Below are 25,452 nucleotides of genomic sequence, written 5' to 3'. Positions count from 1 at the left end.
CGGGGGTCATCTTGGGCCTTCGGACTCGACCGCGTCCGGGCGAGAAGCGCCGAGGTCGCCGGCCGGCTCGTCGACACGGGCGGCGTCGGCGGTACACACGTCGCTCGCTCGGGGGCTCCCGCCGCCGTGCGGCGTCCGTCGCTCGCGCACTCGAAGGGTGTGGGCGGTCTCGGTCGCGTCGTCGACGACGAGCGCCTCGCCGGTGCCGGTCGGGAGTCGCGAGGCGAGGTCCCCCGCGAGGTACGTCGCGTCGGCCTCCGCGAGGCGAGCCACGTCGCGTTCGGCGGTGAGTCGGTGACAGACCAGCAGGTCCGACTGCGAGACGGCCACGCTCGGCAGGGCGCCCGGGCGCTGCGTCGCGCAGACGAGCGAGACGCCCGGCGCGCGGCCGCGTGTCAGGAGCGTCCTGAGCGCGGGATCGGCGACGCCGCCGAAGAAGGCGTGCGCCTCGTCGACGAGCAGCCACGGGAGCCGGTCGCAGTCGCCGTCGATCCGGGCGTCGTACAGGCCGCGTGCGACCGCCCTGACGACGGCGGCCGCGGCGGCCTCGGGGACCCCCGCGAGGTCGAGTACCGTCGGCGCGCCGTCGGTCGCGAGGGAGGCGATCGGCGGCGCGTCGGCGTCGAACACGCCCCACGACGCCGCGAGCCGGAGGTGGTTCGCGGCGGCGCGGCGGGCGTCCGCCGGCGCGTCGGCCTCGGCGACGCGGCCGCGCAGGTCGGCGACCGAGACCGCGTCCGCGCCTGCGTCTCCCGCGACGCCCGCGTCCCGCGTCGCCTCGGCGACGGCCCGCCACACCACTCCGCCCGGACCGCTCGTCGGATCGAGACCGAGGAGGTCCGGCCACGCGGCCGCCGGGATCGCGGTCGGACGAACGGCGGGGTCGACCACGCGACCCCCCGCGTTCCTGAGGCCACCGAAGACGCCCATCGGGTCGACGACGACCGCCGAGACGCCCGACGCGTCCGCGAGCCCCTCGGCGAGCACGCCGAGCGTGTACGACTTCCCGGTGCCGCGCTTACCGAAGACGACGCCGGCGTGCGGCCGGTCCGCGTCGACGCCGACGGGAGCCCCGGCGCTGCCGTCGCGAGCGAGGAACGATCCGAGGCGGAGCGTCGGGAGCGACGCGGTAGTGTCCGACGCCCTGTCTGCGTCGCCGCGGGAGGCGGCGCGAGCCCCGCCGTCCTCGCGTCCGAGCACGTGCATATCGGCGGTGACCGCGGTATCGCACTAAAAAAGTGGGCCCGAGCGGAAGAGCCGAGCGGCGTTCCGGTCGAGCGCCGCGACCGCTTATCAGTGATACCGCGGCCAGCGGGGCCTATGTCCGACTCGAAACGCGACGGACGCACCGCGAACCGCCGATCGTTCCGCACGGACAGACGCGCCATCGAAGGGCTGCCGGTCAGGCTGGTGATCGCCCTCGTCGTCGGCGTCGCGAGTCTCAGCGTGATGATGGGGATGATCGGCGACATCGAAGGGCTCTCCGCGACAGAGGTAGACGCGCGGCCGCAGCCGGAGGTGACGACGCCGGGCGAGCAGTCCGTGGACGTGTCCGTCATCGATCCCGACGGCGCGCGGGTCGCCGACGCGATGGTGATCGTCCGCAGCGGATCCGCGCAGATCGACGGGGTGGCGACGGCGAAGACGAACGAAGAAGGGGTCGCGACCGTCGACGTCGCGCCCGAACTGGGACCGAACCAGCCGGACGGGACGCTCACCGTGGAGGTCAAACCGCCGGCCGAGGGCGACTACGTCGACGAGCGGGAGAACACGGCGGTGCTCGTCGTCGAGGAGTGACGGTGAGGACGGCGTCCGGTGACGTTCGCGCCCTCAGAGCCGGTCGTCCCAGTCGATCCACTCCTGCTCCCAGCCGTGTGGCGCGAAGTGGCCCTGCTCGGCCCGTTCGGCGTCCTCCCGGCGCGTGCGGTTCCGCTCCACGCCGCGCTGCTCCCCGTCGACGAGCATCGGCCGGAGCCGAGCCGGGCCGGCGGTCTCGACGGTGCGGAAGCCCGGCGGGGCGTCGTCGTCCGGCTCCGCCGACTCGTTTGGAGCGGTCTCGATCGCCGCGACGGTCTGAACGGCGTTCCCCCGCGGGTAGACGAGCCGCCCGTCGTCGTCGAGCTGATCCCTGAGCGCGCGCGGGGGTTCGAGCACCGCCGCCTCGAGGAGGATGCGATCGTAGGGCGCGTACTCCGGCAGGCCGTTCGCGCCGTCTCGCCGGTCGACGAGGACGGCTTCGTAGCCGGCCGCGGAGAGGTTCGACCGCGCGAGCGACACCGCCTCGCGGTCGATGTCGACCGCGTGGACGTGCCTCGCCCCGGCGATCTCGGCGAGCATCGCGACCGAGTAGCCGACGCCGGCGCCGATCACGAGGACGTCGTCGCCCTCGGCGGCGTCCAGCGCGCCGATCAGCCGGACCGCCGTCGCCGGCGCGAGGACGCGCGTTCCGGCCTCGTCGCTTGCGGCGTTCGCGTACGGAGAGTCGTCTACGAACGTCTCCCGGGGGACCCGCTGGAGGGCCGTCAGCACGGCGGCCTCGAGCGGCTCGCCGAGCTCGTGTTCGAGCCCCTCGATCATGTCGGCCCGCAGCGACGCCTCGTCCATGGTCGGAGTCGGTGCTCGGTCGCCTAAAACCGCTCGGTCGCCGCGGCGGCGGGCCGGGACCCGTCCCGCCGAACGGGAGATCACCGCATCGGCACGAACCGGACGCCGCCGTGGTCTTCGCGGTCGACGCCGTCCTCGCGGACCGTGAGGCGGACGAGCCGCTGTCCGCCGCGGCCGAGGAAGCCCCCGTCGCCGACCGGCGCGACGATCCGGCCGCCAGTCCGGACCTGCTCGACGATCGGATCGGGGACGCCGCCGCTCGCCGCGCACGTCAGGGACGCCGCGTCGAACGGCGCCGCGTCGCGGAACGCCTCGCGCCCGTCGCCCGATCGGACGGTCACGTCGTATCCGAGCCGATCGAGACGCTCGCGGGCCTCCGCGGCGAGCTCGGGGACGTACTCGGCGCTGAAGACGTTCCCCGGTCCGACGAGTTCGGCGAGCACGGCGGCGTGATAGCCGCAGCCGGTCCCGACTTCGAGGACGCGGTCGCCCCGGTCTAACTCGAGGAGGTCCGACATCATCGCGACCATGTGCGGCGCGCTGATCGTCTGGTCGTGACCGATCGGGAGCGGCCTGTCGGCGTAAGCGCGAGAGCGGTGGCTCTCGGGGACGAACTCGTGCCGCGGGACAGCCTCGACCGCGGACAGCGTGCGCTCGCTCACGTCGAGACGCGCCCGGAGCGAGTCGACGAGCTCTCGGCGAGCGGTCGCGAGGTCCGGAGAGCCACCGCGTTCCGGACCGCCATCCGGTTCCGGCCCGTTCACGTTGTCCATGGTGAGCAGTAGCACGGCGGTAGTGGAGAAAGTGTCGGCCGCAGTATAAAAAGGTCGGCCGATCTCGGGCGGTCCGTTACTCCACGTCGATCCGGTGACCGTCGACGTCGTCGACGGACTCCTTGGGAAGCGTCACCGTGAGCACGCCGTGTCGGTACGTCGCGCTCGCCTCGACCTCGACGACGGGCGAGGAGAGGTCGACCGTGCGCGTGACCGACTCGCGGCGTCGCTCGCGGCGGAGGTATCGACCGGTCTCGCCCGGGATCGTCTCGGACCCCTCGTCGTCGACCTCGCCGTCGCGCGTTGTCTCCACGCGCTCCGCCGTGATCGTGAGCCGCCCGTCCGTCGCGCGGACGTCGATCAGGTCGCGGTCGTAGCCGGGCAGGTCGGCCACAACGACGAACTCGTCGTCGTACTCCGCGACGTCGACGTCGGCCGTTCGGAAGTCCCGCCCCCACGCCCGATCGACGTCGAACGGGGTGCGGCCGAAGAACTGTTCGATCTCGTCGAAGGGGCTGTATCTGTTCATGACAATCGCTCGTATGGAGGCGTCGCGAGGTATTAAACACGGACAGAGCGCTGCTATCTCGCAACACGAGGGCCGGACACCCAGGCGGTTTCGGGGACTGGCCGGGGCTCAGCTCACGTCGATGCTGTGACCGCCGCCGGTGCCCGATCGCTTCGGCAGCGTGACCGTGAGGACCCCGTTGTCGTAAGAGGCGGTCGCGCCGTCGCGTTCGACGGGCTCGGCGATCGGGACCCGTCGCGAGACGGACCGCGACCGGCGCTCGCGGCGGTGATACCGGACGTCGGAGTCGTCCGAGTCCGCCGCGTCGTCGGGGTCCCCGACCTCGACGTCGCGCTCCTCCTCGCGGGTCGCCGCGATCGACAGCGAGTCCTCCCGCAGTTCGACCTCGATGTCCTCGTCCTCGAAGCCGGGGAGGTCTGCGTGCACCGTGATCGATTCGTCGTCCTCGATCACGTCGACCGCGACGTCGCGAGCGCCGGAGAGTTGGGGACCGCCCGGCGAGTCAAGCGTGCCGCCGAGTTCCTCGAACTCCCGCCCCATTCGTTCGAGCAGTTCCTCGATCTCGCCGAAGGGATCGCGTCGCGTCATACAGGTCAGGATTCGTGGCGGAGCGACTTGAACGTACGGGCGCGGCTGGCCGAACGGATCGACGGGGAGGGCCCGAACCAGCGAGAACCGCAGTCGGCGCCTCAGAGGAACGGTCGCCAGTAGTACGGACTCACGAATCCCTCGATGAACGCGGCGACGGCGATCAACAGTCCGACGCCGACGAGCACCCAGAACGCGGTCTCCAAGGCGTCCGCGAACTCGTCGCGGGGGCGCCGCCCCCGGAACGCTCGCCACGAGACGATCCCGAGGTGGACTCCGAGCGCGCCGGAGACGAACAGCGCCGGGATCTCTAAGAGGCCGTGGGGGACGACGAACGCCGCGAGCGCGAGGAGGTTCTCCTCTAGCGCCGCCGTGGCGCCGAGCGCGAACCCGTTGAACGCGATCGACGAGAGCGCCGGGATCACGAGCGCGACGCCCGAGAGCGACGTCGCGATCGCGACCGACCAGTTGTTCCCGAAGAAGTTGACGGCCGCGACGGGCGGTATGTGGCCGAGGAGTCGCCCTTCGATGGAGGTCGTGACGGCGCCGACGAACGGGTCGACGGCGAGCCAGCCGAGCGCGCCGAACCCGATCCCGACGACGACGACGAGCGCGTGTAGTCCCGGGGTCCGGCGCACGAACGCGGCCATCTCGCGCCAGCCGCGGCGGACGCCGCCGGAGAGCTGCGCGCGAAGGGTCGCCTCGGGGGGGTCGAGCGGGTCGACGGCGCCGCGGTGATCGCCGTAGAGGACGGTCTTGAGCAGGTCGAGCGCGGGCGCGGCGACCACCGCGCTGGCGAGCGCGACGACCGCTCCGCCCCCGAGAAACGCGAGCGCGGAGGCGGCCGACGAGATCGCGACGAGGACGCCGACGGCGACGACGAGGTACGCGGCGGCGTCGGCCGGGTTCGAGCGGACGAACCCGCCCGCCCCCTCCACGGCGCCGACCACGCCGGCGTCGTCGACGACGACGGCGGCCGGGGCGAACGCGAAGACGATCCGCACGAGCAGGAGGGCGACGACCCCGACGAGCAGAACGACCAGCGCGGCGGCGGCCCCGAGGAACGGGTTGACGGCGAACGCGGCGGCGATAGCGATTCCCCCGAGGAGCAGGATCCCGAGCCAACAGCAGAGCTCGGCGACGTATATCCCGAGGAACGTGAGCCAGCGGTCTCGCACGCCGGCGATGCCCGCGGTGAGCCCGCGCTCGCTCCGGAGCCGAGCGACGACGGCGGACAGCTGGCCGGCCGAGACCGCGGCGTACGTCAGGACGGCGAGCGCGACGGTCGCCGCCGTCCCGGCCAGGAGGAGGGCGATCGCCGTCGGCGACGCGAGCGGTTCGAGCGCCGGGGCGAGCGACTCGCTCCACGCCTGTACCGCCTCGGGGTCCTGCGTGTCTGGCGGCGTCAGGTCGAGCCCAGCGAGCGCGTCGCGGGCGGCCGCGAGCCGACCGGTGAGCTCGAAGTGCACGTAGACGCCGGCGAGCGCGGCGAACATCCCGATCCGGGCGATGACGGGGACCGCCGTTCCGAGGAGGTAGAACGGGAGCAGGTCGGCGGGACGCCGCCGGAGGGTGGAGGCCGTGGCGGAGACGGCGGAGGACAGGTCCATGACGCTCGATTCGGTCGTCCGCCACTTAATGGGTCCGCGTGTCGTCGGTCGGTCGCCGGCGCTCTCGCCTCGTCGACCTCGGAACCGGCTCGAACGACCCCGACCCCGCGCGTCCGAAGCTTCAAACGTGCGAACGACCCACACGACTCATGGACGTCTTCGTGTACGGGACGCTGACCGAGCCCGACCGGGTCGCCGAGGTCCTCGACTCGTTCGTCTTCGTCGGTCCGGCGACTCTGACCGGGCTCCGTCTCGTCGAGGGGCGGTATCCGACGCTCGCCCCGGGCGGGGAGACGGCCGGTCGGCTCCTCCGGACGGACGAGGTGGCCGCGCTCGACGAGTACGAGGGCGTAAGAGAGGGACTGTGTCTCCGGGAGAGCGTCCCGCTCGACGCGCCCGAGGGCCACCCGAGTCGGGCCGCCGTCTACGTGGGGGACCCCGACCGGCTCGACGCGGACGCGACGTGGCCGGGCGACTCCCCGAACGCAGATGGAGGGTTCGCGGAGCGGGTCGAGACGTACCTCGAACGGGCCGACGTGCGGGTGCGGCTGACCCCCGAAAAACGCGTCTGACGGGCGGATGACGGTGGTGCAGTCGTGCGGTTTCACTTTCGCTCCGCTAGCCCCACCTTTTTGTATGCAGGCCGCTTGGTCTCAGGTGCACGTCACACGCGTGCATTCCCCCTTTCACAGACGGCGAGCCGGTGGCTCGCCCGTCGGATTTCCGTTCGTCCCGGAGCGCGCGGTCCGTCGCGCCGGCGAACGCCGGGAGAGACGCCCCGGACCGGAACCGATTAGCGGTCGGCGCGGCGACGGGGACGCATGCTGTCCCTCTCAGACGTTCACGAGGCGCGCGAACGCGTCGACGGCGTGGCGCGTCACACGCCCTTGGAGCGCTCTCGGACCTTCTCCGAGATGAGCGGCGCGGACGTCCGGCTCAAGCTGGAGAACTTCCAGCGTACCGGCGCGTTCAAGATCCGCGGCGCGATGAACCGGATCGCGACCCTCTCCGACGCCGAACGCGAGGCCGGCGTCGTCACCGCGAGCGCGGGGAACCACGCGCAGGGCGTCGCCCTCGCGGCCCAGCGCGCGGGCGTCGACGCCACCGTCGTGATGCCGAAGTTCGCGCCCGTCTCGAAGGTGAAGGCCACGCGCGGGTACGGCGCCAGCGTTCGGCTGGAGGGCGTCGACTACGACGAGGCGCAGGCGTACGCCCACAAGCTGGAGCGCGCCGAGGGACGGACGTACGTTCACGCGTTCGACGACCCGGTCGTGATGGCCGGGCAGGGGACGCTCGGCATGGAGATCGTCGACGACTGCCCCGAGCTCGACACGGTCGTCGTCCCGATCGGGGGCGGCGGGCTGATCTCGGGCGTCGCCGTCGCGGTCAAAGAGCAGCTCTCCGACGTGCGGGTCGTCGGCGTGCAGGCCGAGGGAGCGGCCTCGGCCGCGAAGTCGCTCGAAGCCGGCGAGGTCCGCGAGATCGACAGCGTCGACACGATCGCCGACGGGATCGCCACGCGGTCGGTCGGCGAGGAGACCCTCGCGGTCATGGCGGAGTACGTCGACGAGGTCGTCACGGTCGACGACCGCGAGATCGCCTTGGCGCTCACGCTCCTCCTCGAACGGTCGAAGACGCTCGTGGAGGGCGCCGGCGCCGTCGCGCTCGCCGCCGTCCTCTCGGAGGCGTTCGAGTACGACGACGGCGAGACGGTCGTCGCCGCGCTCTGCGGCGGCAACATCGACCTCAACCGGCTCGGCACCGTGATCCGGCGCGGGCTGGTCCAGATGGGCCGCTACCTCAAGATCACGGTCGACCTGAAGGACCGCCCGGGCGAGCTGGAGCGCGTCTCAAGCATCGTCGCGCGCACCGGCGCGAACGTGTACGCGGTCCACCACGACCGCACCTCGCGGGACGTCGCCGTCAACGCCGCCGAGCTCGAACTGGAGCTGGAGACCGACGACGCCGAACACGCCGCCGACATCGTCGACGCGCTCGAAGCGGACGGGTACGACGTGGAGATTCTGTCGTGAAGCAGGCGATCACGACGACCAGTTATAAATAGAACTGCGGTGGCGCGTGCCTCCGAGCGCCCGGAGGGCGCGAGTCGCACGCGCGAGGGACGCGGCGACCGGAGCGAAGCGGAGGGAGCCGCGAGGCTGGGGAGGAGTGAGGCTGCGGTGCTGTGCGGGGCGAGGTGGGACTCAAAAGGGCAGCCGGGAGGACTCGCGCGGCTCGCTGTGGTCCTCGTCGCTCGTTCCACTCGCTCCTGCGGTCCTTGCGTTGCCGTGCTTCGTCTCCCGGCTGGGGCTTTGGCGATGTCCTCCCCGGCAGCGGCCGCGTATCGCCGAGCGGCTGGGGCTTTGGCGGCGTCACCTCAGCGGCGGTTCACTCCGAGGAGTTCGTCGAATCGGTCGCGGGTTCCGAGGCCGAAACGCTCCCGCTCACGCTCGTCGATCCGCCGAGGGGGGAACTGTCCGACTCCCCGCGGAGCGTGGTGACCGTCTCGCCGTCGTGCTTGACGATCAGTTGCCAAGGGTCGTCGCCCGCGGGAATTCGCATCGTACCGTTGTAGCGGGCGACGCCCGAACACGACCTGGACGCGTTCTCCGCCTCTTCAATCGGGACGTCGAGGACGTAGGCGGACTCGTTCACCCGCTCGAACGTCGGGCCGCCGATCGCGTACGACGGCCCCGGCAGGGAGACGTTTCGAGCGTACGTGATCTCCGTGTTCTCGCCCCCGGCAGCCACCGACGTGGAACTGTTAGCCGCGAACTCGTCGGGACAGCGGACCCCGTCGGAATCGAAGTGGAGCAGCGCCGGCGGATCGCTCGCTCCGCCGAGGAGGCTGCCGGGGCCTCCCGACACAGGACCGGCGAGGGCGACGGCACTACCAGTCACGACCAACGCGAGTGCAGCGGCGACGACGGCAAGACCACGTCTGTTCATCTCGTTTCGAACGATGGAGGAACCGCGGATAGTACCACGTATAACGCAAAGAAGGGTTTGAGTCACCGATCGCCTCACGGGTGCGAACGAGGGGCGTCGGAGCGGTGACCCGGACGCACCCGAAACGACGAACCGCGTCTCAGTCGTCCGCGGCCGCGGCGTCGACCTCGCCCTCGTACAGCTCGCCGGCGCGCTCGCGCTCGGTGAGGTACTCGTCGACGTCGAGCGCGGCTTTCACGCCCATCCCGCTCGCGGTAGCCGCCTGCTGGTAGTGGAAGTCGACCACGTCGCCCGCGCCGAACAGCCCCGGGACGCCGGTGGCCGTCTGGCCGCCGCCGCGGCCCCCCTCGGTGATCAGGTAGCCGTCCTCGTCGGTCTCGACGCCGAGCCCCTCCAGGAAGTCCGTGTTCGGCGTGTGGCCGATGGCGAAGAAGACGGCGCCCACGTCGAAGTCGTACTCGTCGACCTCGTCCGCGGTCGCGGGGTCGTCGAGCTTCTCCTTGGGGTGACCGTCCGGGTGCTCGACGAGCGTCACGTGGTCGATCCCGTCCTCGGGGGTGCCGTGGATCTCGGTGAGCTCGGTGTTGAGGAGGAGCTCGATCTCGCCGTCCTCGACCTTCTCCATCGTGCGTTCGATCCAGACGTCCTCGGCGCGGAACTCTTCCCGGCGGTGCGCGACGTAGACGGTGTCCGCGAATTTCGTCAGGAAGTTCGCCTCCTCCATGGCCGCGTGGCCGCCGCCGACGACGAGCATGTCCTCGCCGCGGAAGAAGGCGCCGTCGCAGGTCGCGCACGTCGAGAGGCCGTACCCCATCAGCTCGTCCTCGCCGGGGACGCCGAGCGTCCGAGCGCTCGCGCCGGAGGCGGCGATCACGGCGTCGGCCGTGTAGACATCGCCGTTCGTGAGCTCGGCGCGGAAGTGGCCCGCGGGCTCCTTCGAGACGTCCTCGATGACGCCGTTGCGCGTCTCGGCGCCGAACTTCTTCGCCTGCGCTTTCATGTCGTTGATGAGCTGCGGCCCGGAGATCCCCTCGGGGAAGCCGGGGTAGTTCTCCACGTCGGTGGTGAGCGTCAGCTGGCCGCCCGGCTCGTCGCCTTCGATGAGTAAGGGGTCGTTGTTCGACCGCGCGGCGTAGATGGCCGCGGAGAGGCCCGCGATACCGGTACCGGCGATGATCAGTCGGCGGTGATCGACAATATCGTCAGTCATGCAATACTGTTCGCCGCCGCGAAATATGTAGGTTGCGCCATCGGACGCGGTCGCCGAACACGAGCTGACGGCGGGACGGACGGCGGGGTCGGAGCCGTCTCCGAGCCCTCAGTCGTTCGGGAACTCCGGCACTGGACCGACCGGTTGGCTCGGCGCGTCGTCGAGCGCCTCGAAGAAGCGGCCGGAGACGAACTCCTCGACGACGTCGGGCAGCGACTCGTCCTCGGAGACCGCCTCTAAGATGCCGAGCGGGACCTGCGCGCCGGCCATAGTGGCGTGGCCGCCGGCGGAGCCGACCGAGTCGAGCGCGTCGCGGAGGAGCTCGCCCACGTCGAGGTCCGCGCCGCGCGACCGCGCCGAGGCGTAGATCACCCCGTCCTTGTAGCCGTACACGAACGTGACCGTGACGCCGTCCATATCGAGGAGGCGCTCGGACGCCTGCGCGAGGGTGTCGCGATCGCTGATCTCGCCGACGCAGGAGGCGACCGTCGACCCCCGCACGTCCCGGCCCTCGATGGCGTTCGCGAGCACCCGGAGCGTCTCCTGGCTCACGATCGGGCTCTCGACGCGTTCGAGCGTCGACTCGTCGACGAGCGGCGACAGCGACGCCGCCGCCTCGAAGTCCGGGATCGACGTCGACCGAGTGAAGTCCTTCGTGTCGATGCGGATACCGTACAGCAGGGCGGTGGCGAGCTGTCGCTCCGGCTCGACGCCGAGCCGCGAGAGGTACTCCTCGATGAGGGTGCTCGTGGCGCCCGCGTCCGGCCGGATGTCGACGAACTCCCCGTCGACCGGGCCGCGGGGCGGGTGGTGGTCCACGACGACGTCGACGGGGTGCCCCTCGGGGAGGCTGTCGTTGATCCCCGCCCGCGAGTGGTCGACGAGGGCGATCCCGCCGTAGTCGTCGAGGTCGATACCGTCGAACGTCGACAGCGAGAGGTCGAGCAGGTTCACCAGCGCGCGGTTCTCTTGGTGGGCGATCTCCCCGCCGTAACAGGGGTCCGCCGGGACGCCGACGACGTCAGCGACCCGGGCGAGCCCGATCGCGCTCGCGATGGCGTCCGGGTCGGGGTTGTCGTGGGCGACGACGAGGAGCGGGCCGGAGAGGTCGCGGAGCGTCGACAGGAGTCGGACCGGCAGTTCGTCGCCGTCGGCGCCGGTCGCCTCGCGGACCCGCGCGGCCAACGCCTCGACCGGGTCGACGACGCGGTCGGCGACCGCCTCCAGCGCCGCCTGTTGGGCCGCGGTCGGGTTCGTCCCGACGTGCGCGACGATCATCGCGTCCGGGTAGCGCTCCCTCGCGGCCTCCGCGGCGTCGACGTTTCGCGCGGGGTCGTCGCTCGCGACCAGCACGACCGCGGCGTGGTCGGGGTACGCCGACGGGTCGGTGGGGTCGGCCTCGACGGTGCCAACGTTACGGTCGCGGAGCGTCGACGCCCACCCGGTGTCGTCGGTGATCGCGACGAGCTCGCCGCGCTCCTCGATGATGCGCTCGACGAGCGTGTTCCCGACCGCGCTACAGCCGAGCAGCAGACGCCGGGCCATACCGGCGCGAAGTGACGCGAGAGGAAAACGCTGCCGTCATTCGTCGGGGGCGTCGGCGCCGTCGCGATCCCCGCCGTCGGCGTCTCCGCCCCCGCGGAGGGTCCCGTTCACCGCGGCGGCGACGTCGACCGCGGCGCGGTTCTCCGCCGCGTCGTGAACGCGCACGAGGTCCGCCCCGCGGTCGGCGGCGAGCGCGGTGGCGGCGACGGTGGCGTGCTCCCGGTCGCTCGGCTCGCGGTCGACCGCGCCGAACATCGACTTGTGCGAGTGGCCGACGAGCACCGGACAGTCGAGCGCCGCGAACTCCCCGATCCGGTCGATCAGCTCGAACGCCTCGGCCGCCGACTTCCCGAAGCCGAGCCCGGGGTCGACGATCACCTTGTCGCGGTCGATCCCGGCCGTGTCCGCGAGCGACAGCCGCTCGCGGAGCGACTCGATCACGTCTCCCACCACGTCGTCGTACTCGGGGTCGTTCGTCGGGTCGACCGGCGCGTCGAGGCTGTGCATCACGACGACCGGGCAGTCCGCCTCGGCGACGACCTCGCGCATCGCGGGGTCCTCCAGCCCGGTCACGTCGTTGATGACGTCGGCCCCGGCCTCCAGCGCCGCCTCCGCGACCGGCGCCTTCCGGGTGTCGACCGAGATCAGCACGTCGCCGTCGGCGACCGCCGGCACCGACCGAACCGCCTCGATCGTCGGGACGACGCGGTCGATCTCCTCGTCGACCGTGACCGGGTCCGCGCCCGGCCGGGTCGACTCGCCGCCGACGTCGACGACGTCGACCCCGGCCTCAACCATGCGCTCGGCGCCCGCGATCGCGTCCTCCAGCGCCTCGTGGCGCCCGCCGTCGTGGAAGGAGTCGGGCGTGACGTTGAGCACGCCCATCACGGCGGTGCCGTCGGTCCACGGGTAGTCGGGGGGCGAGCCGCCCGCGTCGGCGTCGCCTCCGGGGGCCGAGTCGTCGCCGTCTTCCGGTCCGCCGCCTGCCGATCCGCCGCCTTCCGATTCGCCGGCTACCGGTCCATCGCCCTCGTCGAGCCCGAGCCGGTCGGCGATGTCGGCCGCGACGCCCGCGAATCCGCCTCCCTCCCGGGCGCGCAGGCGGTCGAGCAGCGCGCGGTACTCTGCCACCGTGCCTCCGAGCGTGACCGGGACCTGCTCGCCGCCGGGGACGCGCCCCTCGCTCGCCCCGATCCCGCCGATCGCGGCGTCGCGCCGACGGCCGGAATCGCGCCGCGAGGCGCTCGGCGCGGTACGGCGCGCAGTCGGAGCGCGAGCACGCGGTAGGTCGATCCCGTCGGCGCCGGCGGGGTCCGCGCGTCGGGGCGGACGCCCCCCGCGTCGTGCCGGCGGGCGCCGGGCCGTCTCGGGGACCCGCCGCGCCCGCCCGCCCAGACCGACCGACTCTCGCGTCACGCGGTCGAGAGCCGCGGAGCGCCCGCGCCTCGCGGACCGCGAACAGCGACCCGACGAGCAGCACGCAGTCGTCCGGTCGGCGCGGGCGACCGCGACGTTCGAGCGCGGCGGCCACGTGTCGCCGACGGTCACCTCGATCGTGACGCGCGTCCGCGAGCGGCGGCCGCTAGACCTCCGGTGGCCTTCCGCGCGTCGGTCGAGCGCCCCGCCGACCAGAGGTGACCGCCGAGGCGTCGTCGGTGAGCGCGCCCGACGGGCGGGCGCTGCGTTTCGGGGGTCTACTTGTGTTGGCATCGCGGCGTAGACGAGGTGGAGGTCGTCGTAGTCGTACTCGGAGCGTCCCCGCCGAGCGTCCGGCAGGCGCCGGGTTTGTGCGGCGCTCGCGTCGAGCACGTCGCGCGCGCGTGTCGAGCGCACCTCGAACCGCCGTCCACGTCGCCCGCGGAGCCGTCGCGGCACCGCGGCGCCGGCGAGAGTCGCCGTCGCGCGGACCCGCGGGTTGGTCCCTCGTCGGCTGTCCCCCTCTCACCGTCCCGGGCCCGTTGCAAGACTGCCCGCGGTCCTCGGCGGGCCAGCGCGACGGCAGACCCCAGCGTTCGTCGCCTGGGTGGGTCGCGAGCGGGACCGGGTGCGGGTAGGTCGCCGCCAGCTCGGGGCGAGCGTCACCTCGCGCGTCGGTCGGGCTCACGGGCCCTCTAGGCGGACGGAGAGGGCGGGGGACGGGTCGGGACCGTCGCCGCGGCGTCGTCGCGGTTCCCTTCGGCGCGGTCTCCGTCTTGGTTCCGCCTCCCAGTCCGTGGCCGCCCCGCCACCCGTCCGGCGACGCGGCGGCGCCCTTTGCCCGGCGACCTCGCGGACGACGAGGAGGCCTCGGCCCCGCAGCCGTCACGAACGGCGCGACCGGGCTCGGCGAATCCGGCCATCGGTTCGGGCGATCTCGGGCTATCGTGTCGCGAGGACGCGGTGTGTCGAGGAGGCACGTTCGTCACGGCGGTCGCACCGGGGTGGACCGCGCTGTCGCCGTCGTACTCGCCGCCGAGCCCGACCTCCAGCACCGCGACGTCGACGTCGCGGCGCGCGAAATCGCGGATCGCCATCGCCGTGACGACCTCGAAGAACGTGAGCGGCTCGCCGGCGGCCGCGCGCTCGACGAGCCACGGCTTGACGTCCTCGACGAAGGCGGTGACCGCGTCCTCCGTCATCGGGAGGCCGTCGACGCGGACCCGCTCGGCGAGCGCGGAGAGGTGCGGCGAGGTGTAGAGCCCGACGGAGAGCCCGGCCTCGCGCAGGATCGACTCGGTCATGCGCGCCGTGCTCCCCTTCCCGTTCGAGCCGGCCACCTGCACGAACGGCACGTCGTCCTCGGGGTTGCCGAGCCGGTCGAGCAGCGCCGCGACGCGCTCGGTCCCGGGCTTGACCGAGAAGCGGCGGAGGTCGAAGAGGAACGCCGCCGCCTCGTGGTAGTCCATGTCCGTGGGTCGGCGTCGGGTCGCTTAGGCGTAACGGACCGTGCCCTCGAACCCGGCACCGGTGGGCGGTTCCCGCCGCCGCGCCGGCCCGTCGCCTCCCGCCGCGAAGAGCAACCCTTACGCGCGCCGCCGACCGAGCGATCGCATGAACGAGACAGCGGCCGCGTCGGCGTCCGCGGTCGACGAGGCCGATTCGACGGGGGACGACGGCGCCCGCGACCCGGCCCTCGTCGGCGAGGGCGTCCGGCGGTCGTACGGCGACGTCGTCGCGCTCGACGGGGTCGACCTCCGCGTCGAGGCCGGCGAGGTGTTCGGGCTCATCGGCCCCAACGGCGCGGGGAAGACGACTCTCGTCCGGGCGCTGACGGGGACGACCGACGCCGAGGGCGACCTGCGCGTGTTCGGCGTCCCGCCCCGCGAGGTCGACCCGCAGCGCGTGGGCCTGCTCCCGCAGTCGTTCGACCCGCCGGAACGCCTCACCGCGACCGAGTTGGTCGAGTACTACGGCGGCCTCTACGACGACGCCCGCGGCGTCGAGTCGGTCCTCCGGGACGTGGGGATGGCCGACGACGCGGACGCGTGGTACGAGACGCTCTCGGGCGGCCAACAGCGCCGGACCTGCGTCGCGACCGCCATCGTCAACGACCCCGACCTCCTCTTCCTCGACGAGCCGACGACCGGGATCGACCCGGCCGGCCGGCGGTCGATCCACCGCCTGATCGAGCGGCTCGCCGACGGCGGGACGACCGTCTTCCTCACCAGCCACGCGATGGACGAGGTCGAGCGCCTCGCCGACCGCGTCGCCCTCCTCCGCGACGGCGCCGTCGTCGCGGTCGGGCCGCCCGACGAGCTGATCGCCGAACACGGCGGCGCCCCCCGGTTGGACGTGACCCTCGACGGCCCCGCGAGCGACGGGCTCGTCGAGCGCGTCGACGAGCGCGTCGCGGCGAGCCTCGCTGGCGACGCCGACGCCGAGTCGACCCGCGAGGGGCTGCGGGTCCGAGGCGTTCGGCCCGAGACGATCGGCGACGCGGTCGACGCCCTCGACGCCGCCGGGGTCGCCTTCGAGTCGCTCGCGTGGTCCGAGCCCTCGCTTGAGGACGTCTACCTGCGGCTCACCGGCGAGGAGTACTCGCCGCGGGAGGGGCGGGCGATCCCGAGCGAGGAGACGCCGGCCGCGCCCGACGGCGGCGACGCACCGGACGGAGGCGGCCGATGACCCGCGTCGGCCGGATCGGCACCGAGCGGACCGCGGCGGCGCGGTCGTTCCTCCGGCGGCGAACGGCGGTGTTCTTCACGTTCTTCTTCCCGGTGATCCTCGTGGTGATCTTCGGCGCCTTGGTCCGCACCCAGCCGACCGGCGGGGGGCTGTTCGCGGAGCCGGCGGGGTACTACATCCCCGGCTACCTCGCGGTCGTCGTCCTCTTCACTCCCCTCTCGCGGGTCGGCTCGGAGATCGCCCGCCACCGCGACGGCGGCCGGTTCGAGAAGCTGGCGACGACGCCCCTCTCCCGCGCGGAGTGGCTGCTCGCGCACACACTGGTCAACGTCGCGATCATCGGCGCGGCGAGCCTGCTGATCTTCGGGCTCGTCCTCGCGGTGACCGACGCCGAGCCGGTCGTCTCGCCCGCGCTCGCCGTCCTCCCCGTCTTCGTCGCCGTCGGCGTCGCGCTGTTCTGCGGGCTCGGCGCCGTGCTCGGCGCGCTCACGGACTCGCAGGACGGCGTGATCGCCGCGAGCAACACGGTCGCGCTCCCCCTGCTCTTCCTCTCCGAGACGTTCGTCTCGCCCGACCTGCTGCCGGCGTGGTTCCGGCCGGCCGTCGCCGCCTCGCCGCTGACGTACTTCGCGCGCGGGACGCGGGCGATCGTTCACGAGCCAGGCGCGTGGGTCGGCGACCTCGCCGTCCTCCCGGCGCTCGCGGTCGCGTTCCTCGCGGTCGGCGCGTACGCGGTCCCGCGGACGGACTGAGGCGGGAACGGCATCGAACTAAGCCGGAAGGGTACCCGACGGGGGACCCGCCGTCCCCGAAGCCGGTCATTTATATCGCACGGTGCCGTCTCGGAGAGACGAGAGAGGTCCAGTGTTGACGACCGTTCAATTCACCTGTTCGGACTGCGCGCAGACCATCGAGGTCAACGAGGAGATGCGGGAGACGATCCTCGCCACGGGCTGTCCGGTCTGTACGACCGGCGCCAGCGAGGGCGACTTCTCCGACGATACCGACGACAGATAAGGTCTCGCCCGGACGGGTCGCTCGCCGGGTGACGATCGAAAATCAGCGCGTCAGCGGCCGCCTCACTCGTCGTCGCGCTCGACGACGATCGTCCGCCCGGTGAGTCGGTCGGGGACGAACCGATAGAGGTCGATGTCGAGGTCGGGCTTCCCGTCGGCCCAGATCTCGAAGAGGGGGCGGCGGGTCTCCCCGTACTGCGCGATCGTCTCGGGCGTGAGCTCGTCGAGGTCGACCCTGCGGAGCGTGCCGACGCCGACGACACTGCCGTACTCGTCGCCGTCCTCCTCGTACACCACGATCCGCGCCTTCGGGTTCGAGGCGAGGAACTCACGCTTCTCGCTGTCGGGCGTCGACACCAGCCGGAGGAAGGCGTCGCGGGACTCCTCGTCGAATCCATAGGAGATCGGGATAGCGTACGGCGTCTCGTCGCGCGCAAGCGAGAGCACGCCGGTCTCGTGGTGCGAGAGGAACGCGTCGACCTCCGCGTCGGTCATCTCGACCTCGCTGTTCGTCGCCATACGCAACGAGTCGGCGTACGCCCGGATAAAGGACACGAGACGGATCGGACCGCGGAGCCGGCGAGGCGGGTGGAGGTCCGCGCGCTCGACGGGCGGAGGTCTGCGCGCTCGGCGGGCGACGGCGATGCGGTCGACGTATCTCGGGGTAACGGCGGGGAGAGCCGAGGCAAACGACGGGGCGGCGTTACGCTGTCTGGGGGTCGCTGATGTCGCTCTCGGTGACGGGTTCGCCGCAGACGACGCAGCCGACGTCGAGCAGCGTCGCCCGCATAGCGTCGTCCACCTCGATCGACCGACGGCACTCCGGGCAGACGAACGTGTGAGTCCCTGGACTCGTCATGGATACGAGTACGACACAGACACTCATGAAGGATGGTTTGGATTCCTGAAGTTTCGGAATCCGATCAACGGCGGCTCTCGGTCGCACGCGGCCGCTCAGTCCAGTAGCGACGAAAGCAGCTTCCGCTGTGCGGCCGCGATATGCTCGCTGAACGTCGAGCGGTCGATGCCGAGCGATTCGGCGACCTCGCCGGCGTGCGCCCCCTTGGGGTGATCGAAGTAGCCGGCGTCGTAGGCGGCCGTGAGCACCTCGCGCTGACGCTCGGTGAGGTCGCTCCGGTCAACGGTGACCAGGTCCGACTCCTCCGGCGTCGACGACGACTGGAGGAGCCGCAACACCTCCATGTCCGGGGTCGACTCCCGGAACGCGTCGAGCACCGATCGGAGCGTCGGGAGATCGGTCGCGTGGAACGTGACGAGGAGGCGCCCGTCTCGGATCGTCGTCTCCGAAACCGGCAGCCCGTGCCGGTCGACCACCGCGAACGGCGAGTCGGCCGAGGAGTCGGCCTCGAACCGGTACGCGGCCTTGGCGCCGTAGTCGAAGACGACGTCGACCCCCTCGGGCACCGACAGGTCGGCGTCGGCGATGAACTCGAAGACGGCCGACCCCCCGGCCCCGTCCGGCGTGCTCCGCGCGACGCTGTAGATCGGGCTCGAACCGTCGGCGACGCCGTCGAACGGCGACGGCGTCCCCGTCGGGAGCGAAACCTCCGCTCTGATGCCGGATCCCATCTGCATCCGTCCGTGACCGCCCCCGGGCAAAACGTTGACGCCGTGGGCCCGTCTGCGGTCCCGCACCCCGGTGGTCCCGCGTCCCGGCCTCGCTTCGCGCCGCGACGCGGTCGGGCGCCTCGCTCCGCGCGGGCAGGCACCCCGCCGCGAACGGGTCGGAGGCGACCGATTCCGGCGCTCACTTATAAAATACCCCTCATATACAGGGCGGTGTTGGGGTGGGTGGAGCGGGTACCTACATCCATGAAGCGACAGGCCTCGTACGCGACTGGACCGACGACGGCGACCGAGGGAGACGAGACGCTCGACGCGACGTTCGACGCCCTCGCGGACCCCGACTGTCGGGCGATCCTCGGCGCCGCCGACACGCCGATGACCACGAGCGAGCTGGCCGACGCGTGCGACATCGCGCTCTCGACGGCCTACCGGAAGGTCGAGCGACTGAGCGAGACGCCGCTCCTGGTCGAGGGAGTCCGCTTCGACCCGGAGGGAGACCACGCCGCCGAGTACAGTCGCGGCGCCACCGACGCGGCGGTCGAACTCGGTGACGACGGCGTCACGCTGACCGTCGAAGACGGGAGCATCGACTCGCTCACCGCGCCCCCCGAGACGACCGGGATCTCTGCCGACTGACTCTGAAACGCCGGTTTTTCGGGCTGATAATCGGGCGATCAGCCTTATGTGCCGCCCGGAGAACCCGTACCGTATGAACGCCGGTCCGGATCCCGAGACCCTCCTGAACCTCGCTCAGGACAAGGTCGTGGTCCTCGACGAAGACGGGATCTATCGGCACCTGAACGCGGCCGCCACCGACGTGATCGGGTTCGACCCGGAGGCGCCCGTCGGGACGGACGCGTTCGATCTCGTCCACCCGGAAGACGAGGGACGGCTCAGGGAGACGTTCGCGGCGGTCGTCGCCGGCGAGGTCGACCCGGACGAACCGATCGAGTACCGGTACGCCACCGCGGACGGCGGGTGGGTGTGGCTCCGGACGCGGGTTCACACCCCCGGGGAGACGGGCGTCGACGGCTACGTGTTGACCTCCCGCGACGCGACCCGCGAGGTGGAGTCGCGGCGGCGCCTGGAGACGATCGCCTCCGTGTCTCCGGACGTGTTCTGGATGTTCTCCGCGGACTGGTCCGAGCTGTTGTTCATCAACGACGCCGTCGAGAGCGTGTTCCACGTCGCCCCCGACCGGCTCCGTCGGAACCCGGAGAGCTTCCTCGACGCGGTCCACCCCGACGACCGACCGTACGTCGAACGAGCGATGGAGCGGCTCTCGGCGGGCGAGTCGGCGCTGATCGACTACCGGCTCGGGACGGAAGACGGGACCACCCGGTGGGTTCGAGTGCCCGGCGAGCCGGTCGTGGAGAGCGGGGAGGTCGTCGCTGTCACCGGGTTCGCGCAGGACGTCACCGACGAGTACCGCCGCGAGCGACAGCTCGCCGTGATGGACAACCTGCTCCGTCACACGCTCCGCAACGACATGAACATCGTCGACGGCACCGCGGAGCGGATCGTCGACCGCGTGGCGGCCGCGGACGCGTTCGACCCGGAGGCGTGGGAGAGCGAGGGGGCGGGGACCCCCCCGACCGACCCGGAGGAGCTGGCCGAACTCGGAGCGGCGCTCGCGGAGGACGCCGAGACGGTTCGGCGGGTCGCCTCCGATCTGCTGACGACCGCCGAGAAGCAGCGCGGGGTCATCGACCTGCTTCGCCAGCGCGGCTCGCCGCAGTCGGTGGAGGTCGCCCCCGTCGTCGAAGCGGCGCTCGACATGGTCGTCGACGACTGCGACGGCCGCGGCGAGATCGACGTCAGCTACCGCGGACCGACCGCCGACGGAGCGGCCGGCGTCGAGCCGAACGGCTTCGAGCGGGCCGCCGACCGGGACCGCGACCCCGACGCGACCGCGGACGGCGATCCCGTCGCGAGCCTCTCCGTCTCGTACCCGCGAGGCGTGCGGGCGTTCACGCATCCGGAGCTCGACTACGCGATCGCCGAGCTCGTCGAGAACGCGATCGAACACGCGGAGTCGACGCCGCGGGTTCGGGTCGACGTGACCGAGACGACGGAGTCGGTCGGTATTTCGATCCGCGACAACTGCCCGCCCATCCCCCCGGAGGAGCGGTACGTCATCACCGACCGGTGGGAGATGGACGACCTGCGCCACACGGGCGGGATGGGGCTCTGGCTCGTGTACTGGGTCGCGAACCGATCGGGCGGCGACCTCTCGTTCGACACGCACGCGGACGGCAACGTCGTCACGCTCACCGTCCCGAGCGTCGGCCGGGAGGCGGGCGAGGAGTCGCTCGCGGCGAGACCGCCCGGGCGACCCGAGACGGCGGTGGGACGCGCGAACGCCGGAAGCGACGTCACGGGACACGCGGCCGGGAAAGAAGTCGACGGTCTGGAGGACGTCGGTCCGGGAGCGGGGAGCGGGTCGGGGAGCGATTGAGGACGGGGACGAACCGCGCCGATCCGCGGACGGTCCTCGTCCGACCCAGACGATTCCGAACGGTCGTTCGTTATTGACTCCGCTACCGAAGACGCTCCCACGGATCTTAAGCCACAGGTTCGCGTAGATTCACCTTGATGGGTACGCTCAACGAGCTGTTCGACCCGGATCGGGTCGCCGTCGTCGGCGCGACGTCGCGCGAGGGGGCCGTCGGCCGCGCCGTCACGTCGAATCTCCTCGACGATTTCGACGGCGACACCGTCCCCGTCAACCCGAACTACGACGAGGTGCTCGGGACGCCCTGCGTCGACGAGGTGGCCGACGCCGACGCCGACGTCGCCGTGATCGTCGTCCCGCCCTCGATCGTGTTGGACGCGATCGAGGCGTGCGGCGCCGCGGGCGTCCGGAACGTCGTCGTCATCACCGCCGGGTTCGGCGAGACGGGGGAGGACGGGGCCGCGAGGGAGCAGCGTCTCGCGGAGATAGCCGACGAGTACGACCTCAACCTCGTCGGCCCCAACAGCCTGGGGATCATGTCGACGCCCTCGGGCATGAACGCGACGTTCGGCCCGGAGAACGCGCTCCCAGGCGGGCTCTCCTTTATGAGCCAGTCGGGCGCGTTCGTCACCGCGGTCCTCGACTGGGCCAACGACAACGGGATCGGCTTCAAGGACGTGGTCTCGCTCGGCAACAAGGCCGTACTCGACGAGACGGACTTCGTCGACCACTGGGGGTCGGACGAGGAGACCGACGTGATCATCGGCTACCTCGAGGGGATCGAGGACGGCCGCGAGTTCATCGAGACCGCCCGCGAGACGACGCAGGACACCCCGATCGTCGCCGTGAAGTCAGGGCGGACGAGCGCCGGCGCGCAGGCCGCCTCCTCGCACACCGGCACGCTCGCCGGCTCCGACAAGGCGTACGAGGCCGGCCTGGATCAGGCCGGGGTCATCCGCGCGGAGTCGGTCGACGAGCTGTTCGACTCCGCCGGTATCCTCGGGAGCCAGCCGCTCCCGGACACCGACAGCGTCGCCATCGTCACCAACGCCGGCGGCCCCGGCGTGATGGCGACCGACGCCGTCGGCGACGCCGACCTCGACATGGCGTCGTTCACCGCCGAGACGAGCGACGCGCTCGCCGAGTCGATGCCCGACGAGGCGAACATCCACAACCCGGTCGACGTGATCGGCGACGCCGACGTGGAGCGGTTCCGCGAGGCCCTGGAAATCACCGTCGCCGACGACAACGTCGGGGCCGCCCTCGTGCTGGCCGCCCCCACGGCGACGATCGACTTCGCAGACCTCGCGGACGCCATCGAGGCGGTCAGCGAGGAGATGGACGCCCCCGTGGCCGCCTGTCTGATGGGCGGCGACCGGACGCGCGAGCCGAAACAGCAGCTCCAGGCGCGGGGGATCCCCTGCTACTTCGACCCGGCGCGCGGGATCGAAAGCCTCGCGACGCTCGCGCGGTACCGCGACATCAGGGAGCGCGAGTACGACGACCCGATGTCCTTCGACGTCGACCGCGAGCGCGCCCGCGGGATCCTGGAGACGGTGCGCGACCGCGACGACAACCGCCTCGGCGTCGAGGCGATGGAGCTGCTGGACGCGTACGGGATCCCCACGCCCGACGGCGAGATCGTCGACACGCCCGAGCGCGCCGCCGAGGTCGCCGCCGGCGTCGACGGCGACGTCGTGATGAAGATCGTCTCGCCGGACATCCTCCACAAGTCCGACATCGGCGGTGTCGCCGTCGGCGTCTCGGACGCGGACGTGGCGGACACCTACGAGGACCTGATCACCCGGGCGCGCAACTACCAGCCGGACGCGACCGTGCTCGGCGTGCAGGTCCAGGAGATGGTCGATCTGGAGGACGGCGTCGAGACTATCGTCGGCATGAACCGCGACCCGCAGTTCGGCCCGCTGCTGATGTTCGGGCTCGGGGGCATCTTCGTGGAGGTGATGGAGGACACCACCTTCCGCGTCGCGCCCGTCTCGGAGCCGGAGGCCCGCGAGATGACCGAGGAGATCCAGTCGGCGCCGCTGCTGCGCGGCGCCCGCGGCCGGGACCCGGTCGACGTCGACGCCGTGATCGAGACGATCGGTCGGCTCTCGCAGCTGGTCACCGACTTCCCGGCCATCCTCGAACTCGACATCAACCCGCTCGTCGCACTGCCCGACGCCGACGGGGCGAACGCCGCCGCCGTCGACGTGAGACTCACCGTTGACCCGGAGGAACTCGACCAATGACAGACACCACCACGACACTCGTCACCGCGACCGGAGAAGGCGCCGGAAAGACAGCGATCACCGTCGCGCTCGCGCGGCTCGCCGCCGACCGCGACCGCGGCGTCGGCTACATGAAGCCGAAGGGGACCCGCCTCCAGTCGAACGTCGGCAAGACGCTCGACCAGGACCCGATGCTCGCCCGCGACGTGCTCGGCCTGGACGCCGAGATGCACCAGATGGAGCCCGTCGTCTACTCGCCGACGTTCGTCGAGGGCGCGATCCGCGGCACCGAGGACCCCGACGCGCTCCGCGACCGGGTCCGCGAGGAGTACGATGAGCTCGCGGCCGAGCGCGACCACATGTTCGTCGAGGGCGCCGCCAGCTGGACCACCGGCGGCGTCGTCGACCTCACCGACGTCGACATCGCCGAGCTGCTCGACGCGCGGGTGGTGCTCGTCGCGGGGTACGGCTCGCCGAACGACCTCGACGACGTGCTCGCGGCCGCCGACGCCTTCGGCGACCGGCTCGCCGGCGTCGTCTTCAACAAGGTCTCCGACGACGCGTTCGACTCGCTCGACCAGGACGGGATCCCGTTCCTCGAGTCGAGAGGGATCACCGTCTTCGGCGCGATCCCGCACGAGAAGGAGCTCGCGGGCGTCACCGTCGGCGAGCTCGCCGACGAGCTCGGCGCCGAGCTGCTCACCGACGCCCCGACCGACGGCTTCGTCGAGCGGTTCCTCGTGGGCGCGATGGGCGGCGACGAGGCGCTGCGGTACTTCCGGCGCGCCCGCGACGCCGCCGTCATCACGGGCGGCGACCGCGCGGACGTCCAGGCGGCCGCGCTCGAGGCCTCGGGCGTCGCGTGCCTCGTCCTGACGGGGGGACACCGGCCCTCGGGCGCGGTGCTCGGGAAGGCCGCCGACGCCGGCAAGCCCGTCCTCGCGCTCAACACCGACACCGTCACCGCGATCGATCGGGCCGAGGGGATCGTCCGCAGCGGCCGGACCCGAGACGCGCGCACCGTCGATCGGATGGCGGAGCTGCTCGACGCGCACGTCGACATCGACGCGCTGGTGTAGGAAGGCGACGCGGCGATGTCGGAGGGCGACGCGCCGGTGTCGGGGGCCTCCGGGGGCGCCGTCACCCCCGCAATCGCCGCCCCGTCCGTCGCCGCGGGCGAACGTCTGACATACTGTTTTCAGGGAGGACGACGTAGGCGGCGTATGACCAGTCTCTCGGAGGCGTACGGCGGACGGGGACGCTCCGAGGTCGACCCGCGTCGGCTCTACCTCGGCGTGGGCTCGTTCGTCGCCGGAACCCTGCTCCTCGTCGTCGGGCTCCTCGTCGCCGCGGAGGTCACTCTCCCGAGCGGCTACAGCTCCGGCGAGGCGCGGCGGCTCGGCGGCGTGCTCGGCGGCGTGGGCGTCCCACTGGTGTTGCTCGGCGTGATGGCCGTCCTCCCCGCGGACCGCAACACGCGGGTCGCCGCCGTCGTCGGGGCGAGCGTGATGTGCCTCGGCGTCGCGCTGTTCGCGTACGCCTACCCCTACCACTGGGTCAGCGGACCGCGACCGGAGCTGACCGACCTCACGCTGCCGACGGCGGGGCTGTACTTCGTCGGCGCCGCGACGGCGCTGTGGGGCGTCTTCGTCGGCGTCGCCAACTTCAAGACGCGCAACGACCCCGGCGGCACCGTCACGATGGAGGTGACCCACAAGGGCGAGACGAAGATCATCGAGGTCGGCCGAGACCAGATCGACGGGATGGGCGGCGTCGGCCTCCTCGGCGGGACCCCCGACGGCGACGTGGAGACGCAGACGAACCGACCGGACCGAGCGGGACGGACGGACGCGACGACCGGGAACGGAGCGACGACGAGTTCGGGAACCGGTCTCGGCACGGGCTCGTCCGGAGGCGTCTCGGGCGAGCGACGGGGGGGCTCCGCCGGCGTGAGCGACGGCGGCGAGGCCGACACCGACATCCGGTCGCCCCTCGGCGACGCGGGACCCGCCGACGGGCCGAACGGACCCGCGGGTCCGGGCTCAGACGGGCGGGCCGGCGCCGACGTCTCGCCCGGCGTCGACGCCGCCGCGCGGGACGGCCCCGGCGACACCTACTGCGGGAACTGCACGCACTTCGACTACGTCCGGACCGATCAGGGGATGCAGCCGTACTGCGACCATCACGACGAACTGATGGACGACATGGACGCCTGCGAGGAGTGGACGCCCCGGTAACGGACCCGGCCGCT

At 72.0% G+C, this 25,452-nt stretch carries 25 protein-coding genes; 11 read left to right on the top strand and 14 right to left on the bottom strand.

Annotated features, from left to right (window positions below):
• Positions 1–6: 6 nt before the first annotated feature.
• Positions 7–1,206 (bottom strand): ATP-binding protein, encoded by a 1,200-nt coding sequence (locus DJ82_RS01985; protein ID WP_094580932.1) that lies wholly within the window; start codon positions 1,204–1,206, stop codon positions 7–9.
• Between the two features lie 114 nt (positions 1,207–1,320).
• Between DJ82_RS01985 and DJ82_RS01980 the strand changes: the two genes are divergently transcribed.
• Positions 1,321–1,797, top strand: coding sequence for an Ig domain-containing protein group 1 domain-containing protein (locus DJ82_RS01980; RefSeq protein ID WP_094580931.1), 477 nt, complete (start codon positions 1,321–1,323; stop codon positions 1,795–1,797).
• 33 nt (positions 1,798–1,830) lie between these two features.
• Here DJ82_RS01980 and DJ82_RS01975 read toward each other — a convergent pair whose 3' ends face one another.
• The 5 genes from DJ82_RS01975 to DJ82_RS01955 all read right to left on the bottom strand — a co-directional run bounded on the left by DJ82_RS01975 (position 1,831) and on the right by DJ82_RS01955 (position 6,104).
• Positions 1,831–2,604 (bottom strand): protein-L-isoaspartate O-methyltransferase, encoded by a 774-nt coding sequence (locus tag DJ82_RS01975; protein ID WP_094525648.1) that lies wholly within the window; start codon positions 2,602–2,604, stop codon positions 1,831–1,833.
• 80 nt (positions 2,605–2,684) lie between these two features.
• Entirely contained in the window at positions 2,685–3,377 is a 693-nt protein-coding gene (locus DJ82_RS01970) for a protein-L-isoaspartate(D-aspartate) O-methyltransferase (protein WP_094580930.1), read from the bottom strand.
• A 76-nt stretch (positions 3,378–3,453) separates the two neighbouring features.
• Positions 3,454–3,906 (bottom strand): Hsp20/alpha crystallin family protein, encoded by a 453-nt coding sequence (locus DJ82_RS01965; protein ID WP_094525651.1) that lies wholly within the window; start codon positions 3,904–3,906, stop codon positions 3,454–3,456.
• 108 nt (positions 3,907–4,014) lie between these two features.
• Complete coding sequence (locus tag DJ82_RS01960) at positions 4,015–4,494, bottom strand: Hsp20/alpha crystallin family protein (RefSeq protein WP_094525653.1); 480 nt, start codon at positions 4,492–4,494, stop codon at positions 4,015–4,017.
• A 101-nt stretch (positions 4,495–4,595) separates the two neighbouring features.
• Entirely contained in the window at positions 4,596–6,104 is a 1,509-nt protein-coding gene (locus DJ82_RS01955) for a stage II sporulation protein M (protein ID WP_094525655.1), read from the bottom strand.
• Between the two features lie 149 nt (positions 6,105–6,253).
• Here DJ82_RS01955 and DJ82_RS01950 point away from each other — a divergent pair, with 149 nt between their 5' ends.
• Together DJ82_RS01950 and ilvA are read left to right on the top strand one after the other, a co-directional pair.
• Complete coding sequence (locus tag DJ82_RS01950) at positions 6,254–6,676, top strand: gamma-glutamylcyclotransferase (RefSeq protein ID WP_094525657.1); 423 nt, start codon at positions 6,254–6,256, stop codon at positions 6,674–6,676.
• A 249-nt stretch (positions 6,677–6,925) separates the two neighbouring features.
• Positions 6,926–8,137 carry a threonine ammonia-lyase gene (gene ilvA / locus DJ82_RS01945; RefSeq protein ID WP_094580929.1) on the top strand — a complete coding sequence of 404 codons (1,212 nt, stop codon included), beginning with the start codon at positions 6,926–6,928 and terminating at the stop codon, positions 8,135–8,137.
• A gap of 355 nt (positions 8,138–8,492) precedes the next feature.
• On the opposite strand, the gene DJ82_RS01940 is transcribed toward ilvA, so the two are convergent.
• The 5 genes from DJ82_RS01940 to DJ82_RS15140 all read right to left on the bottom strand — a co-directional run bounded on the left by DJ82_RS01940 (position 8,493) and on the right by DJ82_RS15140 (position 14,693).
• Positions 8,493–9,053: a hypothetical protein gene (locus DJ82_RS01940; RefSeq protein ID WP_094525660.1), complete on the bottom strand. Its 561-nt coding sequence runs from the start codon at positions 9,051–9,053 to the stop codon at positions 8,493–8,495.
• Between the two features lie 139 nt (positions 9,054–9,192).
• The gene (locus DJ82_RS01935; protein ID WP_094580928.1) at positions 9,193–10,263 is read right to left on the bottom strand and encodes an NAD(P)/FAD-dependent oxidoreductase; all 1,071 of its coding nucleotides are present in this window, start codon (positions 10,261–10,263) and stop codon (positions 9,193–9,195) included.
• Positions 10,264–10,371: 108 nt separating this feature from the next.
• Entirely contained in the window at positions 10,372–11,808 is a 1,437-nt protein-coding gene (locus DJ82_RS01930) for a DHH family phosphoesterase (protein WP_094580927.1), read from the bottom strand.
• Positions 11,809–11,844: 36 nt separating this feature from the next.
• Positions 11,845–12,939 carry a dihydropteroate synthase gene (gene folP / locus DJ82_RS15145; protein ID WP_241881377.1) on the bottom strand — a complete coding sequence of 365 codons (1,095 nt, stop codon included), beginning with the start codon at positions 12,937–12,939 and terminating at the stop codon, positions 11,845–11,847.
• A 980-nt stretch (positions 12,940–13,919) separates the two neighbouring features.
• Positions 13,920–14,693: a folylpolyglutamate synthase/dihydrofolate synthase family protein gene (locus DJ82_RS15140; RefSeq protein WP_241881376.1), complete on the bottom strand. Its 774-nt coding sequence runs from the start codon at positions 14,691–14,693 to the stop codon at positions 13,920–13,922.
• Positions 14,694–14,838: 145 nt separating this feature from the next.
• Here DJ82_RS15140 and DJ82_RS01920 point away from each other — a divergent pair, with 145 nt between their 5' ends.
• From DJ82_RS01920 to DJ82_RS14350, 3 genes are all read left to right on the top strand, one after another.
• A complete protein-coding gene (locus DJ82_RS01920; RefSeq protein ID WP_094558092.1) occupies positions 14,839–15,912 on the top strand; it encodes an ABC transporter ATP-binding protein in 1,074 nt (357 codons plus the stop codon).
• Positions 15,909–16,664 (top strand): ABC transporter permease, encoded by a 756-nt coding sequence (locus tag DJ82_RS01915; RefSeq protein ID WP_094580926.1) that lies wholly within the window; start codon positions 15,909–15,911, stop codon positions 16,662–16,664. The genes DJ82_RS01920 and DJ82_RS01915 overlap by 4 nt, the downstream gene beginning before the upstream one ends.
• A 115-nt stretch (positions 16,665–16,779) precedes the next feature.
• Positions 16,780–16,929, top strand: coding sequence for a zinc ribbon domain-containing protein (locus DJ82_RS14350; protein ID WP_141211934.1), 150 nt, complete (start codon positions 16,780–16,782; stop codon positions 16,927–16,929).
• Between the two features lie 62 nt (positions 16,930–16,991).
• Here DJ82_RS14350 and DJ82_RS01910 read toward each other — a convergent pair whose 3' ends face one another.
• From DJ82_RS01910 to DJ82_RS01905, 3 genes are all read right to left on the bottom strand, one after another.
• On the bottom strand, positions 16,992–17,447 hold the full coding sequence (locus tag DJ82_RS01910; protein ID WP_094521857.1) for a pyridoxamine 5'-phosphate oxidase family protein: 456 nt from the start codon (positions 17,445–17,447) through the stop codon (positions 16,992–16,994).
• Positions 17,448–17,631: 184 nt separating this feature from the next.
• Complete coding sequence (locus tag DJ82_RS14880; protein ID WP_170938315.1) at positions 17,632–17,787, bottom strand: hypothetical protein; 156 nt, start codon at positions 17,785–17,787, stop codon at positions 17,632–17,634.
• Between the two features lie 95 nt (positions 17,788–17,882).
• On the bottom strand, positions 17,883–18,518 hold the full coding sequence (locus tag DJ82_RS01905) for a helix-turn-helix domain-containing protein (protein WP_094580925.1): 636 nt from the start codon (positions 18,516–18,518) through the stop codon (positions 17,883–17,885).
• A 243-nt stretch (positions 18,519–18,761) separates the two neighbouring features.
• Between DJ82_RS01905 and DJ82_RS01900 the strand changes: the two genes are divergently transcribed.
• The 5 genes from DJ82_RS01900 to DJ82_RS01880 all read left to right on the top strand — a co-directional run bounded on the left by DJ82_RS01900 (position 18,762) and on the right by DJ82_RS01880 (position 25,438).
• The gene (locus DJ82_RS01900; protein WP_094521858.1) at positions 18,762–19,151 is read left to right on the top strand and encodes a helix-turn-helix domain-containing protein; all 390 of its coding nucleotides are present in this window, start codon (positions 18,762–18,764) and stop codon (positions 19,149–19,151) included.
• A 73-nt stretch (positions 19,152–19,224) separates the two neighbouring features.
• The gene (locus tag DJ82_RS01895) at positions 19,225–20,973 is read left to right on the top strand and encodes a PAS domain-containing sensor histidine kinase (RefSeq protein WP_094580945.1); all 1,749 of its coding nucleotides are present in this window, start codon (positions 19,225–19,227) and stop codon (positions 20,971–20,973) included.
• 137 nt (positions 20,974–21,110) lie between these two features.
• Entirely contained in the window at positions 21,111–23,222 is a 2,112-nt protein-coding gene (locus DJ82_RS01890; protein WP_094557863.1) for an acetate--CoA ligase family protein, read from the top strand.
• A complete protein-coding gene (locus tag DJ82_RS01885) occupies positions 23,219–24,280 on the top strand; it encodes a phosphotransacetylase family protein (protein ID WP_094580924.1) in 1,062 nt (353 codons plus the stop codon). Before DJ82_RS01890 ends, DJ82_RS01885 begins: the two co-directional genes overlap by 4 nt.
• A 144-nt stretch (positions 24,281–24,424) precedes the next feature.
• Positions 24,425–25,438, top strand: a complete 1,014-nt coding sequence (locus DJ82_RS01880) for a hypothetical protein (RefSeq protein ID WP_094580923.1) — start codon at positions 24,425–24,427, stop codon at positions 25,436–25,438.
• Positions 25,439–25,452: the final 14 nt, after the last annotated feature.

It is taken from the genome of Halorubrum sp. Ib24, assembly GCF_002252745.1.
GTDB lineage: Archaea > Halobacteriota > Halobacteria > Halobacteriales > Haloferacaceae > Halorubrum.
This window is presented reverse-complemented; position numbering and strand designations above follow the sequence as displayed.